The sequence below is a fragment of the Parvibaculum sp. genome (genome assembly GCF_035325945.1).
Taxonomy (GTDB): domain Bacteria; phylum Pseudomonadota; class Alphaproteobacteria; order Parvibaculales; family Parvibaculaceae; genus Parvibaculum.
Genome location: NZ_DAOKYX010000040.1, coordinates 1 through 15818, shown reverse-complemented (window position 1 = coordinate 15818; position 15818 = coordinate 1). Strand labels below are relative to the sequence as shown.

Below are 15818 nucleotides of genomic sequence, written 5' to 3'. Positions count from 1 at the left end.
ACGGCGAACCGGTATCCACTTCGCCTGAAAATGCTTTAGGCTCCAGCATCCATCGTTTGCGAGGAAGACCCTCTTGGCTGCCCCGACCCACAAGTCCCCTTCCAACTTCATGTCCGGCCTCAAGTCCGGGGTCCGGGCGGCTCTCGTTTTCGGCGCCTTGCTCGGCCTGTCCGCCTGTGCCGGCTTTGGCGGCGGGGAAGCGCCGCCGCCGCGCCCCGTCGTGCAGGCACCGCCGCCCGTCATCGAGCCCGCGCCACAGCCCGTTCCGGCCCGGCCCGCGGGACCGCCGACGCGCGATGCGGGCAATTTCTTCACGCCGAAGGGGATGGAGGCCCGGGCCGGATCGCTCGTGCGCGTGGCGCTGCTCCTGCCCTTCAACGCGCCGCGCGCCGAAGTGCGGACGCTCTCGAACTCGCTCTACAATGCCGCGCAACTCGCGCTCTTCGAATTCAACAATCCCGACATCCTCTTGATGCCGAAGGCGACCGGCGGCAGCGCGGCAGGCGCGCGCGCCGCGGCGGAGGAAGCGATCCGCGAAGGCGCCGACCTCATCATCGGCCCGCTCTTCGCCGAGGAAGTGACGGCTGTGGCGCCCGTCGCACAAGCCTCGAACGTGCCCGTCGTCGCGTTCTCGACCGATCAGCGCGTCGCCGGAAGCGGCGTCTATCTTCTCTCCTTTCCGCCCGACGAGGACGTCTTCCGCATCGTCGACTATGCGGTGACGCACGGGTTCACGAGCTTCGCCGCGCTCTTTCCGCAGAACGAGTATGGCGAGCGGGTGGGCGGCGTCTTCCGTCAGGCGGTGGCTGAGCGCGGCTCGCATATCGTCGCCGTCGATACCTATCCGGCAAATGGCGGGAGCATGAACGCGGCGGTCGAGCGGATCGCGAATTACGCCGCGCGGAAGGGCGCGCTTGTCTCCAGGCGCGCCGAACTCAAAAAGGCGGGCGACGCGCAAGGGCTCAAGGCGCTCGAAAAGCGCGACACGATCGGCGATGTCGCGTATCAGGCGGTGTTCCTGCCCGAAGGCGGACAGCAACTGAAGGCGCTGGCGCCGCTGCTTCCCTATTACGATGTCGATCCGCGCAAGGTGAAATTTCTCGGCACCGGGCTCTGGGACGATCCCTCGCTCGAACGGGAGCCCTCGCTCGAAGGCGGCTGGTATCCCGCGCCGCCGCCCGAGGCGCATGCCCAGTTCGTGACGCGCTATATCCGCGCCTATGGCGGAACGCCGCCGCGCATCGCAAGCCTCGCCTATGACGCGGTGAGCCTCACCGTCGCGCTTTCCTCGCGGCTCGAAGGCCAGCGCTTCACCACTTCGGCGCTGACGGCGCCGGACGGCTTTGCAGGCGTCGACGGCATCTTCCGCTTCCTCCCCGACGGGCGGACACAGCGCGGCCTCGCCATCATGGAAATGCACAGCAGCGGCCCCGTCGTGATCGATCCGGCGCCGGCAAGCTTCAACGTGCCGCCCTCGCTCTAGGCGACGAGAAGACGCGCAAGCAGCGGATCGAGGACGAGGCGGCCCTCATCGGTGGCGCGGATGCGGCCGCCCTCTCGCAGAAGCAATCCCTCCTCGACGAGACGGGCGATGCGCCCCTCGTCGAGCGCATGGCCCGCATGGCGCTCGAAACGGGCAAGCGATACGCCTTCCTGAAGGCGAAGGCCCATGAGCATGAACTCCTCGCCCTGCTCCTCCCGCCCGATCTCGTCTTCCGCTTCGAGCCCGTGGCCTCTCTCCTCGACCGCGGCAAGCCATGCGCCGGGCGCCCTCAGCGCGCGGGTCGCAACGCGCCTGCCGCCAAGGGTGAGCCGGCCATGCGCGCCGGGACCCGCGCCCGCATAGTCGCCATAGCGCCAATAGACGAGATTGTGGCGGCACTCGGCGCCGGGCCGCGCATAATTCGATACTTCGTAGGCGGACAAACCTGCCTCGGCGCAGATCTCGCCCGTGAGGCGATAGAGCGCGGCCGCATCCTCTTCCTCCGGCAGGCGGAAGGCTCCCTTTTCGTAAAGGCGGGCGAAGGCGGTGCCTTCCTCGATGGTGAGCTGATAGAGCGAGAGGTGATCGACGGCATGGGCAAGCGCCAGCCTGAGTTCGCGCGCCCAGGCATCGGCCGTCTGGCCGGGGCGGGCGTAGATCAGATCGAAGGAAAGGCGCGGAAAAGTCTCGCGGGCGAGCGCGATGGCATGGAGCGCCTCATCGGCCGAATGAAGCCTGCCAAGGAATTTCAATTCGCGATCGTCGAGCGACTGGACGCCGAGGGAGAGCCGATTGACGCCGGCCCGCCTGTAACCCCGGAAGCGGCCAGCCTCGACGCTGGTGGGATTGGCCTCGAGCGTCACCTCGACATCGCCGCTCACTGTCCAGAGCGCGGCGATACGCTCCATCACCGCCTCGACGGTCGCGGCCTCCATGAGAGAGGGCGTGCCGCCGCCGAAAAAGACCGACGCCACCTCGCGCGGGCCTGTAAGTGCGCGCATATGCGCAAGCTCGCGCGCAAGCGCCGCCGCCCATTGGCGCTGATCGACATTCGCCGCCACATGCGAGTTGAAGTCGCAATAGGGGCATTTCGACAGGCAGAAGGGCCAGTGGACGTAAACGCCGAAACCCGGTTCCGCCTCAGCGCCGGAAGCAGGCATCGACGAGCTGGCGGAAGGCGTCTGCCCTGTGGGTGAGAGGTGTCTTTTCATCCGGCTCCATTTCGCCGAAGGTGCGGTCATGGCCGTTCGGAATGAACATCGGGTCGTAGCCGAAGCCCTTTTCCCCGCGCGGCGGCCAGACAAGCTCGCCATCCACCCTGCCCTCGAAATATTCGACATGACCATCGGGCCAGGCAAGCGCAAGGCCGCAGATGAAATGGGCGCGGGTGTCGAGCGTGCCTTCCTCGACGAGGCCGAGGCGCACCTTCTCCATCGCGAAGTCGAAATCCTTCTGCGGACCCGCCCAGCGCGCGGAATAGATGCCCGGCGCGCCGTTCAGCGCCTCGACGCAGAGGCCCGAATCATCGGCAAGCGCGGGACGGCCCGAGGCCTTCGCGGCGGCGAGCGCCTTCAATTCGGCATTGGCGCGAAAAGTGTCGCCCGTCTCGTCGGGCTCTTCCAGGCCGAGGTCGCCGGCCGAAACCGCTTCGATGCCGAAGGGGGCGAGGAGTTCGGCGATCTCGCGCACCTTGCCCTTGTTATGGCTCGCAACGACCAGTGTTTTCTCATCGAAATGACGCGACATCAGGAAACCGCCTTCCTCTGGCGCTCGACGAGATCGGCGATCGACGAACGCGCAAGACCCATGAGTTTGGCGAAATCCGCCTCGCTGAAAGGCTCGGCCTCCGCCGTGCCCTGGATTTCGCAAATGCCGCCCCGGCCCGTCATGACGAAATTGGCATCCGTTTCGGCCTCGGAATCCTCGGCATAGTCGAGATCGACGACCGGCTGGCCCTGATAGAGGCCGCAGGAAATCGCCGCCACATGATCCTTGATCGGCGAGGCGGCGAGCATGGAACGGGCGCGCATCCACTCGATGCAATCGTAAAGCGCAACCCAGGCGCCGGTGATCGCCGCCGTGCGCGTGCCGCCATCGGCCTGCACGACATCGCAATCGAGCGTGATCTGCCGCTCGCCGAGCCCCTTCAGATCGACGACCGCGCGAAGGCTGCGGCCAATGAGGCGCTGAATTTCCTGCGTGCGGCCGGACTGCTTGCCCGAGGCCGCCTCGCGGCGCATGCGCTCATGCGTCGAGCGCGGCAGCATGCCATATTCCGCCGTGACCCAGCCGTGACCCTGACCCTTGAGCCATGGCGGCACCCGGTCCTCGAGGCTTGCCGTGCAGAGCACATGCGTATCGCCGAACCGCACGAGGCAGGAGCCTTCCGCATGTTTGGCGACGGCGCGCTCGAGGCTCACATGGCGCATTTCATGGGGCTGACGGCCTGACGGACGCATGTGAAACCTTTCTTCTGAACTCGAAACCTGAATGGCAGCGGGCCCAAGTCATAAAGGAGCGGGGCCCCGGAGGCAAAAGCCGAATTGGCGCATACAGGCACAATTGACGCGGGCGCGGCGCCTTCCTAGATTCACACCCAAATCGCGCGGAAACGGATTTCCGGGCGGAATTTCAAACATATTGGCCGGAGGCGCAAGGCAGGATGGTCGCCGTCAAGGATCTCAACGATCGCTCGCGCGAGATTTTGCGCCACGTCGTCGAGACCTATCTCGAGACGGGCGATCCCGTTGGCTCCCGCTTTCTTTCGCGGCATCTGCCGCTGTCGCTGTCGGCGGCGTCGATCCGCAATGTGATGTCGGATCTCGAGGCGCTGGGGCTGCTCTTCTCACCGCATACGAGCGCCGGACGGGTGCCGACCGAGGCGGGACTTCGCATGTTCGTCGACGGGCTGCTCGAAATCGGCGACCTCTCCGAGGATGAGCGCCGTTCGATCGAGCGGCAGGTGGCCGGCCAGCACAAGAGCGTCGAGGATGTGCTCGGCGAGGCGACGAAGATGCTTTCGGGCCTCGCCCATGCGGCCGGCTTCGTGCTGGCGCCCAAATATGACGCGGCGCTCAAGCATCTCGAATTCGTGCCCGTGGACAGGGAGCGCGCGCTCGTCGTCATCGTCACCGAGGGCGGAGAGGTCGAGAACCGCGTCATCGAGGTGCCGAAGGGCCTGCCGCCCTCGGCGCTGGTCGAGGCGACGAACTATCTCAACGCGCGGCTCCGGGGAAAGACCTTCGAGGAAGCGAAGGCGATCCTTGCCAGCGAGATGGAAACGCAGCGCGCCGAACTCAACGAGATCACCGCGCGCATCGTCTCGTCCGGACTTGCGAGCTGGTCGGGATCGAAAACGACGCAGACGGATGATCCGCTTTCGAAATCGCTCATCGTTCATGGCCGTTCGCGGCTTCTGGAGGATGTGCATGCGATGGAGGATCTCGAGCGCGTGCGGCTTCTCTTCGACGATCTGGAGAACAAGCGCGATCTCGTGCAGCTACTGGGCCTCGCCCAGCAGGCCGATGGCGTGCGCATCTTCATCGGCTCGGAGAACAAGCTCTTCTCGCTCTCCGGTTCGTCGCTCGTCGTCAGCCCCTATATGGACAAGCAGCAGCATGTCGTCGGCGTGCTCGGCGTCATCGGCCCGACGCGCCTCAACTATGCGCGCGTCATACCGATGGTCGATTTCACGGCCAAACTCGTGGGCCGCCTCATCAACTGAGCGGCCCGACATCGAATATTGACAAGACATTCACGAATGCGCACATCGGGGCAGGCGCGAATGCGCAGAGGGGCGCCCCGTCACACCATCGAGCGGAAGCGGATATGACCGAGCAGACGAACAACGAACCGGCAAACGAGAAGGCTGAGGAGGCGAAGGCGGAAAGCGCCGCGGCCGCAACCGAAGCGCCCGCGGAAGCCGAAGCCGCTGCCGAGACGGTCGAGGCGCTGAAGGCGGAAATCGCCGACCTCAAGGACAGGCTGCTGCGCGCCGTGGCCGAGACGGAGAATGTCCGCCGCCGGGGCGAGCGCGAGCGGCAGGATGCCGTGCGCTATGCGGCGGCCGGGTTCGGCCGCGACATGGTGCAGGTTTCCGACAATCTGCGCCGCGCCATCGCCGCCATCAAGGAGGACGAACGCGAGGCCGCGCCGCCGACCGTGAAGGCGCTCATCGAAGGCGTCGAGATGACGGAGCGGCAGCTTCTTTCAACCTTCGAGCGCCACGGCATTCGCGAGATCACGCCCCAGCCGGGCGACCGCTTCGACGCCAATCTGCACGAGGCCATGTTCGAGGTGCCGACGGCGGACCAGCCGGCGGGCACGGTCGTCCATGTGGTCGAGGCGGGCTACACGATCGGCGACCGGCTGCTTAGGGCCGCGCGTGTCGGCGTTGCGAGGGCGCCGGAAGGGGGCTCCGCGCCCTCGAACGGCCCGACGGTCGACATCAAGGCCTGAGGCGCGGGGAGAGCGCTCCAGGCCCGACAGGGATGGAACACGGAAGGCGGCCCCAAAGGCCGCCTTTCTCATATGTGCGCCGCTTTTCTCATATGCGCGCCGCCGCTCTCATATTTTTGCCGATCACGTCAGATTTACCAAGAAAAGGCGGGCAATCCGGGGCATTCTTTTCCCGGGGCGCTTGAACGGGAGGATGGCGACCCCACGTCTATAACAGCGTTATATCCTTGGGAGGGGAACATATGCTGGGCTTGTGGGCTGCCGCCGCTTTCTTTCTCGGCATCCATCTGATCGTTTCGGGGACGAGGCTGCGCGACAGGATCGTCGCGCTCACCGGCGAGTGGGTCTATCTCGGGCTCTTCTCGGCGGCGTCGGCGGGCGGCATCCTCTGGCTCGCCATCGCCTATAACGAGGCGCTGATGGAGCCGAACCGGCTCTACTGGGTGGCGCCGGCCTGGCTTGCCCATCTCGCGCCGCTCTTCATGCTGATCGCCTTCCTTTTTGCGGTGACCGGCCTCACCACGCCCAATCCGACCGCCTTCCGCTCCGAGCGCTTCATCCAAAGCGGCGACGCGCGCCCCAAGGGCGTCGTCCATATCACCCGCCACCCCTTTCTCTGGGGGGTGATGATCTGGGCGACGGTCCATATCGTCGTGAACGGCGACAAGGCGTCGATCATCTTCTTTGGGACGTTCCTGCTGCTTGCCGCCCTCGGCACGCTTTCCATCGACGAAAAGCGCCGGCGGATGCTCGGCGATCAATGGGACGCCTTCGCCCGCCTGACCTCGAATGTGCCCTTCGCCGCCATTCTGGCCGGGCGGACGAAGTTCGTGTTCACGGAGGATGCGTGGTGGCGCATCCTCGCTTCCTTCATTGCCTTTGCGCTCGTTCTGTGCGGCCATCTCTGGCTTTTCGGCGTTTCGCCGATCCCGGGCTGGCAGCCTTATTAAGGCTTCGTCACGCGGCGGAGCGTGAGATTGAGGCGCCCGCCGCCCTCGATGAGGGAAGATGAGCCAGGGATGATCCGGTCGATGCCGTGAAAGCGCAGGCGCGAGGGGCCGCCCAGCACAAGAACATCGCCCGAAGCGAGGCGGAAGCTCCGTGTCCGGTCGCCACGAGCGAATCCCCCCACCCGGAAGATGCAGCTATCGCCCAGCGAGACGGAGAGAACGGGGGCGTCGAGCGCCGCCTCGTCCCGGTCCTGATGGAGGCCCATCTTCGCCTTCTCGCCTCTGTATATATTGACGAGGCAGGCCTCGGGCGGGGCGGGCCAGCGGGCGATCCTCGCCCAGAGGTCGAGCAGCATGGCCGGGATGGGCGGCCAGGGCTCGCCCGTCAGCGGATGGCGGGGCTCATAGCGATAGCCCCGCTCGTCCGAAACCCAGCCAAGGGGCCCGAAATTCGTCTGCATGATCGACCAGGGCTGGCCGGTGCGCGGCATGCGCGGACGATAGGGCGGGGCCTTTCGCGCGCCCTCGCGGAGCGCGGCGACGAGCGCCTCCTGCGCCGCCCCGTCCAGCAGGGCCGGGTAGAGGATGAAACCTTCGAGCCCGGTTTCGACCGGCAACGCCACTGCCCGCTCCTTCATCGACCCGATCCACGGTTCCCGCATGGCAATCCCTGTGGCCCAAATGCCGCGTGCCGCTTGCGGGCCACAGAAGCGAAACCTATATACAGCCCAGCCAAGTTGAACCCCCAGCACCAATTCGGGGGGACCTTTAGGGAGCCGGAGCCGCCACGGGCGCGAAATCGACAACGCTTCCGCAACGGTGTGCGAGCGCCTATACGATGACAGGGCTCGCCCGGCCTGCCGCAGTGAAAAGAGGACCTTTGAGATGGGAAAAGTAATCGGCATCGACCTCGGCACGACGAACTCGTGTGTCGCGGTCATGGATGGTTCCACTCCGAAAGTGATCGAGAATTCCGAGGGCCTGCGAACGACGCCGTCGATCGTGGCCTTCACCAATGACGCCGAGCGGCTCGTCGGCCAGTCGGCCAAGCGCCAGGCGGTGACGAACCCGACCAACACCTTCTTCGCCATCAAGCGCCTCATCGGCCGCGCCTATGACGACCCCACGACCCAGAAGGACAAGGGAATGGTGCCCTACAGCATCATTCGCGCCGACAATGGCGATGCCTGGGTCGAGGCCAATGGCGAGAAGTTCTCGCCCTCGCAGATTTCCGCCTTCATCCTTCAGAAGATGAAGGAAACGGCCGAGAACTATCTCGGCGAGAAGGTGACGCAGGCCGTCATCACGGTTCCCGCCTATTTCAACGACGCCCAGCGCCAGGCGACGAAGGACGCCGGCAAGATCGCCGGGCTCGAGGTGCTTCGCATCATCAACGAGCCGACGGCGGCGGCCCTCGCCTATGGCCTCGAGCGGAAGAGCGGCGAGATCATCGCCGTCTACGATCTCGGCGGCGGCACGTTCGACCTCTCCATTCTGGAAATCGGTGACGGCGTCTTCGAGGTGAAGGCGACGAACGGCGACACGTTCCTCGGCGGCGAGGATTTCGACATGCGCCTCGTCAACTATCTCGCCGACGAGTTCAAGAAGGAGAACGGCATCGACCTCCGGGGCGACAAGCTCGCGCTCCAGCGCCTGAAGGAAGCCGCCGAAAAGGCGAAGATCGAGCTTTCCTCCGCGCAGCAGACGGAAGTGAACCTGCCCTTCATCACCGCGGATGCCTCGGGCCCGAAGCATCTCGCCATGAAGATCACGCGCGCCAAGCTCGAGGCCCTCGTCGAGGATCTCATTCAGCGCACGATCGAGCCCTGCAAGAAGGCGCTCAAGGATGCCGGCGTGACGGCGGCGCAGATCGACGAGGTGGTGCTCGTCGGCGGCCAGACGCGCATGCCGAAGATTCAGGAGATCGTGAAGCAGTTCTTCGGCAAGGAGCCGAACAAGAGCGTCAACCCGGATGAGGTCGTCGCCATGGGCGCGGCCATTCAGGCGGGCGTGCTGCAGGGCGACGTCAAGGACGTGCTGCTGCTCGACGTGACGCCTCTTTCGCTCGGCATCGAAACGCTGGGCGGCGTGTTCACGCGCCTCATCGACCGCAACACGACCATTCCGACCAAGAAGAGCCAGGTCTTCTCGACGGCCGACGACAACCAGTCGGCGGTGACGATCCGCGTCTTCCAGGGCGAGCGCGAGATGGCGGCGGACAACAAGCTGCTCGGCCAGTTCGACCTGGTCGGCATTCCGCCGGCGCCGCGCGGCGTGCCGCAGGTCGAGGTCACGTTCGACATCGACGCGAACGGCATCGTCAACGTGTCGGCGAAGGACAAGGCGACGAACAAGGAACAGTCGATCCGCATCCAGGCGTCGGGCGGCCTCTCCGAAAAAGACATCGAGCAGATGGTGAAGGACGCCGAGGCACATGCCGCCGAGGACAAGAAGAAGCGCGAGGAAGTCGAGACGCGCAACCATGCCGAGGCCCTCGTCCATTCGACCGAGAAGACGCTCCAGGAAAACGAGAGCAAGGTTCCGGCCGATGTGAAGGCGGAGGTCACCGCAGCCGTCGAGGCGCTCAAGAGCGCGCTCGGCGAAGGCTCCGCCGACGATGTGAAGGCGAAGTCCGATGCCCTCACCCAGACGGCGATGAAGCTCGGCGAGGCGATCTACAAGGCGGCGCAGGAAGAGGGCGCGAGCCCCGAGGCCGGCGCCGAGGGGCAGGCGGGCGGCAAGGACGATGTCGTCGACGCCGAGTTCGAGGAAATCGACGAGAACAAGCGGGACGGGCAGGGCAACGCCTGATCCGATCCCGCGGGGCGTGATCCATGCCTGTGACAACACATACGCATGAGGACGCCCCGGTGAGCTCAGGCTTGCCGGGGCGTTCGTCCGTATAGAGACGACAAAATGTCCAAACGCGATTTCTACGAAGTGCTCGGCGTCAACAAGAACGCCACGGCCGACGAGATGAAGAAGGCCTATCGCAACCTCGCCAAGCAGCTTCATCCCGACCGCAATCCCGGCGACAAGGATGCCGAGCACAAGTTCAAGGAACTGAACGAAGCCTATGACGTGCTCAAGGACGAGCAGTCGCGGGCAGCCTATGACCAGTTCGGACATGCGGCCTTCGACGGCACGGCGGGCGCGCGGGCGGGCGGGTTCAACCCCGGCTTTCGCGGCGACTTCTCCTCCTCCATGTCCGACATCTTCGACGATCTCTTCGGCGAGTTCATGGGTGGACGGCGCGGCCAGCGCAGCGATGGCGGGCGCACGCGCGGGCAGGACCTGCGCTACAACATGGAACTCAGCCTCGAGGAAGCCTTCGAAGGCAAAAAGGCGCAGATCCGCGTGCCCTCATCCGTTTCCTGCGACACCTGCCATGGCTCGGGCGCGGAACCGGGCTCCAAGCCCATCACCTGCACCACCTGCCAGGGCGTGGGAAAGGTGCGCGCGACGCAAGGCTTCTTCACCATCGAGCGGACCTGCCCGACCTGTCACGGGCGGGGACAGATCATCGAGAAGCCGTGCAAGGTCTGCCATGGCGCGGGCCGCGTGGAACGCGAGCGCACGCTCTCGGTCAATATTCCGGCTGGCGTCGAGGACGGGACGCGCATCCGGCTCGGCGGCGAGGGCGAGGCGGGCCTGCGCGGCGGGCCGCCCGGCGATCTCTATATTTTCCTTTCGGTCCGGCCCCATCCGATCTTCCAGCGCGACGGCGCCGACCTTTTCTGCCGCGTCCCCATCGCCATGACGCAGGCCGCCCTTGGCGGCGAGATCGAGGTGCCGACGCTCAACGGCAAGCGGGTGAAGCTAAAGATCCCCGAAGGCACGCAGACCGGCCGCCAGTTCCGCCTGCGCGACAAGGGCATGCCCGTCGTCAACTCGCGCGAGATCGGCGACCTCTATATTCAGGTCACGGTCGAAACGCCGGTTCATCTCTCGAAGAAGCAGAAGGAGCTGCTGCGCGAGTTCGAAACGGCGTCGAGCGGCGAGACAAACCCGGAAAGCTCAGGCTTCTTCGCGCGGGTGAAGGAATTCTGGGACGGCTTCCAGAGCTGAGCGCGGCCGCCGACATTCCGCTATGATCGAGGGCCCGAAGGACGATCGGGCCCTTTTTCTTCGGATGCCTCCTCATGCAAGCCTACCTCCTTCCGATCGGCCTTCTCACCCTCTCCAACATCTTCATGACGACGGCCTGGTACTGGCATCTGAAGTACAAGGCGACGCCGCTCATGCTGGTGATCGCGGTGAGCTGGGGGCTCGCGCTCTTCGAATACTGCCTGGCTGTGCCCGCGAACCGGCTCGGCTCCGATGTCTATTCGGCGGCGCAACTGAAGACCATTCAGGAAGTCATTACGCTGACGGTCTTTGTCGGCTTCTCGGCCGTCTATCTCGGACAGGCGCCGACATGGAACACGGGCATCGGCTTCGCGCTCATCGCGGCGGGGGCCTGGTTTGTCTTTCGCGGGTGAACCCGTGAGGGGTACTCCTTTCGCGGACGAAACCGCGTTAACGCGATCTTGACCATACGGACAATGCGCATGCAACCTGTGTCATAAGATCGCCGCGGCACGGTCGCGACCGGCATCGGCGCTCGCAAAGATTTAGCATTTGCCAGACGACAATTTCCCCTGACGCGCGGCGGTCCGCGCCTCGAATGTGGGGAAGTACGATGCACTCTTTGAAAACCGGCCTGGCCGCGCTCATGACCGGCGCGGCACTGACCTTCGCGGCAAGCGCGCCCGCCTTTGCGGCAGGCGATGTCGAGGCGCGTATCCAGGCGCTCGAAAACGAACTCAAGGCGCTCAAGGCCGAGGTCGCGGCGCGCGACGCCAAGATCGACGCAATGGAAAAGAAGACGGCCGATCTCGACACGATGCCGAAGTTCAAGCCGAACAAGCTCGAAATGGAAAGCCGCGACGGGCAGTTCTCCATAGGGATCGGCGGCCAGCTTCAGGCGGACGCCTATCTTATCGACGACGACGGCGGCAAGGTCGTGCCCATGGGCAACGGGGCGGAAATCCGCCGTGCGCGCATGAATGTCTATGGCAAGGTCTTCGGCGACTGGCGCTACAAGCTCGAGGCCGATTTCGCGCCCGCCGGCTACAGCTACGGCAATACGAGCGTCTCGATCACCGATGCCTATGTCGAGCACGATCTGGCGAAGAACCTTCTCGTCCGTGTCGGCAATCAGTATGAGCCCTTCGGCCTCAGCGCGCAGACGAGCGACCGCTACAACACCTTCATGGAATATGCGCTGCCGACGGTGCTGTGGCCGAGCCGCCAGCTCGGCGCGCTCATCGCCTATGGCGATGGCGAGAGCTTCGGCATTTCGGGCGGCCTCTTTACCCGCGGCATTCAGAGCGGCGGCATCCAGAACGGCTCCAATGCCGGCAACTGGGCGCTCACGGGACGCGGCTTCTATGCGCCCATCAACACCGACAAGACGGTTCTCCATCTCGCCCTGAACGGCAGCTACCGGGGCATCGAGAGCGGCTCGTCCACCTTCAACTCCTTCCCCGAGGCGCATGGCGCGAACTACACGCTCGCGGCAAAGGCGACCAATGTGCAGCACGAGCTGCGCTACGGGCCGGAACTCGCGCTCGTCTATGGTCCGCTCTCGCTCCAGGGCGAATGGACCTTCGCCCGCATGCAGCGGAACTCCGGCGCGGACGCCGACATCAACGGCGGCTATCTGGAAGCAAGCTGGTTCGTCACCGGCGAGCAGCGCAATTACAACGTGAAGAGCGGCCTTTTCGACCGGCCCAAGGCGACGAACGCGCTGCAACTCGCCATGCGCTACAGCAGGCTCGATCTTTCCGATGCGAACCTCGCGGCAAGCCCGATCAATCTCGACACCAAGGCCGTGCCGACGACGCTCGCCGATGCGCGCGGAACGGGCACGAACTACACGCTCGGGGCCAATTACTACTTCAACCCCAATGTGCGGCTGATGCTGAACTATGTGATCGCCAAGGACGACTATGTGGCCGCCTCCGGCAATCCGGATCAGACCTACAGGGTTCTTCAGTCGCGTCTCCAGCTCGACTGGTAATCTCTCCCGCCGCTTCGCCCGCCCGGCTCGCTCCGGGCGGGCCCGCGCGTCGCCAGGCCGGATTTACGCCACGAGGCGGGCCTGATATACCGCCCATGGATATTTCACGCGGTGTGAACACGCGGGCGAAACCATGGCGCAGAATGTGAGAATAGCGGTGACGGGCGCGGGCGGCAGGATGGGCCGCACGCTGCTGCGGCTCATTCATGACTGGCCGGGCGCGCAGCTCGCAGGCGGCATCGAGGCGAAAGGCTCGCCCCATATCGGCGCCGATCTCGGCACGCTTGCCGGGCTTGCCGAACCCCTCGGCGTCACCGTCTCCGACGATCCGCTCGCCGTCATCAGGGATGCGGACGCGCTCATCGATTTCTCGGTGCCGCGCGCCAGCGTCGAATTCGCCGCTCTCGCCGCGCAGGCGCGCATCGTCCACGTGATCGGCACGACGGGTCTGGAAGAGATCGACGAGGAACGCATCCGCGCCGCGGCGCGGCACGCGACCATCGTCAAGGCCGGCAATATGAGCCTCGGCGTCAACCTTCTCGCCGCGCTGGTGCGGCAGGCGGCGCGGGCGCTCGATCCCTCCTGGGACATCGAGATCGTCGAAATGCATCACCGCCACAAGGTCGACGCGCCGTCCGGCACGGCGCTCCTTCTCGGCGAGGCAGCCGCCGAGGGGCGCAACATCGTACTCAAGAATCACTCCGAACGCGGGCGCGACGGGCAGACCGGCGCGCGCGCCGAAGGCGCCATCGGCTTTGCGAGCCTCAGGGGCGGCAGCGTCATCGGCGATCATGAGGTGATCTTCGCCGGGCCTTCGGAGCGGATCGTGCTCGGCCACATCGCCGAGGATCGCGCCATCTTCGCGCGCGGCGCCATCAAGGCCGCGCTCTGGGGCCAGGGCAAGGGCCCGGGCCTCTTCGACATGGCTGACGTTCTCGGTCTCGACTGAAGCCGGTTTTCATCTGTATACGGATAAAGGAACAGTATCTTGGCGAACCTCCTTGTTCTCGTCCGCCACGGACAAAGCGAATGGAACGAGAAAAACCTTTTCACGGGCTGGCGCGATCCGGGCCTGACCGAACAGGGCAAGGAGGAGGCCCGCGCCGCCGGCCATGCGCTCAAGGAAAAGGGCTATCGCTTCGACATCGCCTTCACCTCGGCGCTGTCGCGCGCGCAGGAGACGAACCGGCTGCTGCTTGAGGAACTCGGCCAGCCGGACCTTCCCGTCATCAAGGAGCAGGCGCTCAACGAGCGCGACTATGGCGATCTTTCCGGCCTCAACAAGGACGATGCGCGCAAGAAGTGGGGCGAGGAGCAGGTGCATATCTGGCGCCGCTCCTATGACGTGCCGCCGCCCGGCGGCGAGAGCCTGAAGGATACGGCCGAGCGCGTGCTTCCCTATTACGAGAAGGAAATCCTGCCGCGCGTGCTGAAGGGCGAGCGCGTGCTCGTCGCGGCCCATGGCAATTCGCTGCGCGCGCTCGTCATGCAGCTCGACAAGCTCAGCCAGGACCAGGTGATCGCGCTCAACATCGCCACCGGCGCGCCCATCGTCTATGAGCTCGACGACAAGGGAAATGTGCTCCGCAAGGAAATCCTGATCGAACGCGAAGCGCATTGATCGCTTCGCGGCGCGGCGGCCATGTTTCAGCCATGAGCCGCCGGCGCCTTCATGCGCGTGAGCGCGCGATGAAGGGCGCGGGCGAAATCGAGCCTTTCGGGCGAGGAGAGCGCATGGCCGATCTCCAGCGCCTTGCCATGCGAGACGAGATAGAGATCGACGCTCTCGTCGGGATGCTCGACAAGCTCGATCCGCACCCAATAGGGCTGGAAACTCCAGCCGCGGGCGCGGCCCTTGCGATCGACCCGGCGGATGCGAAGCTCGCTGTCGGAAAGCTGGACCGTTTCATAGGCGTTGGCCGCGCGGTAATTGGCGCGGAAGGCCCAGAAGACGAGCGCGACATCGAGCCCGCAGAAACCGACGACCGGCCAGGCGCCCTTCAGAAGGCAGATGATGCCGGCAACGAGATTGACCGCCACCACGCCGGACATGAGGATGACGAAGCCCTTGCGCCCGAGCGAGCGGTGCGGCGTCACGAGCGCATCGAAGTGAAGCGGCGGATCGAGCAACTGGTCGGGACCTGTCTGCATGGGGGAAGGATATGCCTGCGCCCCATGGCCTACAACAGCCGGACAGGGGCGGAAATCGGGTTTATTCTGGCCGCTCCCGCCATCCGCACGTTCCGGCAATTCCACCCATGAAGAAGCCCGATATCGAAGAATTCTTCTCCCGCCTCGCCAGGGCGTTGCCGGAGCCGAGAACAGAACTTCAATACCATAACGCCTATACGCTGCTCGTCGCGGTCGTGCTTTCGGCGCAATCGACTGACAAGGGTGTCAACAAGGCGACCGAAAAGCTCTTCAAGATCGCCGACACGCCGCAAAAGATGCTCAAGCTCGGCGAGGCTGGGCTCATCGAGCATGTGAAGACGATCGGGCTCTTCCGCAACAAGGCGAAGAACGTGATCGCGCTGTCGCGCATCCTTGTCGAAAAGCACAAGGGCGAGGTGCCGCAAAGCCGCGAGGAGCTGGAGGAATTGCCCGGCGTCGGCCGCAAGACGGCGAATGTCGTGCTCAACGTCGCCTTCGGCGAGCCGACCATCGCCGTCGACACCCATATCTTCCGCGTCTCCAACCGGACGGGCCTTGCGACGGGAAAGACGCCGCTCGCCGTCGAGGAGAAACTGATGAAGGTCGTGCCCGCGCATTACAGGCTGCACGCCCATCACTGGCTCATCCTGCATGGGCGCTATACCTGCATCGCACGTAAGCCGCTCTGCCCGCAATGCAATGTGCGCGATCT

At 65.2% G+C, this 15818-nt stretch carries 16 protein-coding genes; 11 read left to right on the top strand and 5 right to left on the bottom strand.

Annotated features, from left to right (window positions below; translation table 11 throughout):
* Window positions 1-73: 73 nt before the first annotated feature.
* Window positions 74-1483: a penicillin-binding protein activator gene (locus PKA57_RS13910; protein ID WP_324301570.1), complete on the top strand. Its 1410-nt coding sequence runs from the start codon at window positions 74-76 to the stop codon at window positions 1481-1483.
* Here PKA57_RS13910 and hemW read toward each other — a convergent pair.
* Genes hemW through rph form a run of 3 tightly spaced genes read right to left on the bottom strand, consistent with a single transcriptional unit; the run spans window position 1480 to window position 3942 of the window.
* On the bottom strand, window positions 1480-2643 hold the full coding sequence (hemW, locus tag PKA57_RS13905) for a radical SAM family heme chaperone HemW (RefSeq protein WP_324301568.1): 1164 nt from the start codon (window positions 2641-2643) through the stop codon (window positions 1480-1482). The two genes, PKA57_RS13910 and hemW, sit on opposite strands and share 4 nt — an antisense overlap.
* A complete protein-coding gene (gene rdgB, locus PKA57_RS13900) occupies window positions 2624-3229 on the bottom strand; it encodes an RdgB/HAM1 family non-canonical purine NTP pyrophosphatase (RefSeq protein ID WP_324301566.1) in 606 nt (201 codons plus the stop codon). Before rdgB ends, hemW begins: the two co-directional genes overlap by 20 nt.
* Window positions 3229-3942 carry a ribonuclease PH gene (gene rph, locus PKA57_RS13895; protein WP_324301565.1) on the bottom strand — a complete coding sequence of 238 codons (714 nt, stop codon included), beginning with the start codon at window positions 3940-3942 and terminating at the stop codon, window positions 3229-3231. Before rph ends, rdgB begins: the two co-directional genes overlap by 1 nt.
* Window positions 3943-4145: 203 nt before the next feature.
* Between rph and hrcA the strand changes: the two genes are divergently transcribed.
* The 3 genes from hrcA (at window position 4146) to PKA57_RS13880 (ending at window position 6891) form a co-directional block, all read left to right on the top strand.
* Complete coding sequence (hrcA, locus tag PKA57_RS13890; protein WP_324301563.1) at window positions 4146-5207, top strand: heat-inducible transcriptional repressor HrcA; 1062 nt, start codon at window positions 4146-4148, stop codon at window positions 5205-5207.
* Between the two features lie 104 nt (window positions 5208-5311).
* Window positions 5312-5941: a nucleotide exchange factor GrpE gene (gene grpE, locus PKA57_RS13885; RefSeq protein WP_324301561.1), complete on the top strand. Its 630-nt coding sequence runs from the start codon at window positions 5312-5314 to the stop codon at window positions 5939-5941.
* Between the two features lie 242 nt (window positions 5942-6183).
* Window positions 6184-6891 carry an NnrU family protein gene (locus PKA57_RS13880; protein ID WP_324301559.1) on the top strand — a complete coding sequence of 236 codons (708 nt, stop codon included), beginning with the start codon at window positions 6184-6186 and terminating at the stop codon, window positions 6889-6891.
* Here PKA57_RS13880 and PKA57_RS13875 read toward each other — a convergent pair.
* On the bottom strand, window positions 6888-7529 hold the full coding sequence (locus PKA57_RS13875; protein ID WP_324301572.1) for an alpha-ketoglutarate-dependent dioxygenase AlkB: 642 nt from the start codon (window positions 7527-7529) through the stop codon (window positions 6888-6890). The genes PKA57_RS13880 and PKA57_RS13875 overlap by 4 nt on opposite strands.
* A 247-nt stretch (window positions 7530-7776) precedes the next feature.
* Here PKA57_RS13875 and dnaK point away from each other — a divergent pair, with 247 nt between their 5' ends.
* The 6 genes from dnaK to PKA57_RS13845 all read left to right on the top strand — a co-directional run bounded on the left by dnaK (window position 7777) and on the right by PKA57_RS13845 (window position 14576).
* Window positions 7777-9702, top strand: coding sequence for a molecular chaperone DnaK (gene dnaK, locus PKA57_RS13870; protein ID WP_324301557.1), 1926 nt, complete (start codon window positions 7777-7779; stop codon window positions 9700-9702).
* Window positions 9703-9807: 105 nt separating this feature from the next.
* On the top strand, window positions 9808-10959 hold the full coding sequence (gene dnaJ / locus PKA57_RS13865) for a molecular chaperone DnaJ (protein WP_324301554.1): 1152 nt from the start codon (window positions 9808-9810) through the stop codon (window positions 10957-10959).
* Between the two features lie 74 nt (window positions 10960-11033).
* The gene (locus tag PKA57_RS13860) at window positions 11034-11372 is read left to right on the top strand and encodes a DMT family protein (protein ID WP_324301552.1); all 339 of its coding nucleotides are present in this window, start codon (window positions 11034-11036) and stop codon (window positions 11370-11372) included.
* 200 nt (window positions 11373-11572) lie between these two features.
* A complete protein-coding gene (locus PKA57_RS13855; protein ID WP_324301549.1) occupies window positions 11573-12955 on the top strand; it encodes a porin in 1383 nt (460 codons plus the stop codon).
* Between the two features lie 133 nt (window positions 12956-13088).
* Complete coding sequence (gene dapB / locus PKA57_RS13850) at window positions 13089-13904, top strand: 4-hydroxy-tetrahydrodipicolinate reductase (protein ID WP_324301547.1); 816 nt, start codon at window positions 13089-13091, stop codon at window positions 13902-13904.
* A 39-nt stretch (window positions 13905-13943) separates the two neighbouring features.
* Window positions 13944-14576, top strand: a complete 633-nt coding sequence (locus PKA57_RS13845; RefSeq protein ID WP_324301545.1) for a 2,3-bisphosphoglycerate-dependent phosphoglycerate mutase — start codon at window positions 13944-13946, stop codon at window positions 14574-14576.
* A 26-nt stretch (window positions 14577-14602) separates the two neighbouring features.
* Here PKA57_RS13845 and PKA57_RS13840 read toward each other — a convergent pair whose 3' ends face one another.
* Window positions 14603-15106, bottom strand: coding sequence for a DUF2244 domain-containing protein (locus tag PKA57_RS13840; protein ID WP_324301543.1), 504 nt, complete (start codon window positions 15104-15106; stop codon window positions 14603-14605).
* 107 nt (window positions 15107-15213) lie between these two features.
* Here PKA57_RS13840 and nth point away from each other — a divergent pair.
* Window positions 15214-15818, top strand: a 605-nt coding sequence (gene nth, locus PKA57_RS13835; RefSeq protein ID WP_324301541.1) for an endonuclease III, incomplete at its 3' end; no start/stop codon positions are given.

Coding starts and splice junctions, on each gene's coding strand:
- hemW (WP_324301568.1), bottom strand. CDS start 2,643: ATGCCTGCTTCCGGCGCTGAGGCGGAACCGGGTTTCGGCGTTTACGTC.
- rdgB (WP_324301566.1), bottom strand. CDS start 3,229: ATGTCGCGTCATTTCGATGAGAAAACACTGGTCGTTGCGAGCCATAAC.
- rph (WP_324301565.1), bottom strand. CDS start 3,942: ATGCGTCCGTCAGGCCGTCAGCCCCATGAAATGCGCCATGTGAGCCTC.
- hrcA (WP_324301563.1), top strand. CDS start 4,146: ATGGTCGCCGTCAAGGATCTCAACGATCGCTCGCGCGAGATTTTGCGC.
- grpE (WP_324301561.1), top strand. CDS start 5,312: ATGACCGAGCAGACGAACAACGAACCGGCAAACGAGAAGGCTGAGGAG.
- PKA57_RS13880 (WP_324301559.1), top strand. CDS start 6,184: ATGCTGGGCTTGTGGGCTGCCGCCGCTTTCTTTCTCGGCATCCATCTG.
- PKA57_RS13875 (WP_324301572.1), bottom strand. CDS start 7,529: ATGAAGGAGCGGGCAGTGGCGTTGCCGGTCGAAACCGGGCTCGAAGGT.
- dnaK (WP_324301557.1), top strand. CDS start 7,777: ATGGGAAAAGTAATCGGCATCGACCTCGGCACGACGAACTCGTGTGTC.
- dnaJ (WP_324301554.1), top strand. CDS start 9,808: ATGTCCAAACGCGATTTCTACGAAGTGCTCGGCGTCAACAAGAACGCC.
- PKA57_RS13860 (WP_324301552.1), top strand. CDS start 11,034: ATGCAAGCCTACCTCCTTCCGATCGGCCTTCTCACCCTCTCCAACATC.
- PKA57_RS13855 (WP_324301549.1), top strand. CDS start 11,573: ATGCACTCTTTGAAAACCGGCCTGGCCGCGCTCATGACCGGCGCGGCA.
- dapB (WP_324301547.1), top strand. CDS start 13,089: ATGGCGCAGAATGTGAGAATAGCGGTGACGGGCGCGGGCGGCAGGATG.
- PKA57_RS13840 (WP_324301543.1), bottom strand. CDS start 15,106: ATGCAGACAGGTCCCGACCAGTTGCTCGATCCGCCGCTTCACTTCGAT.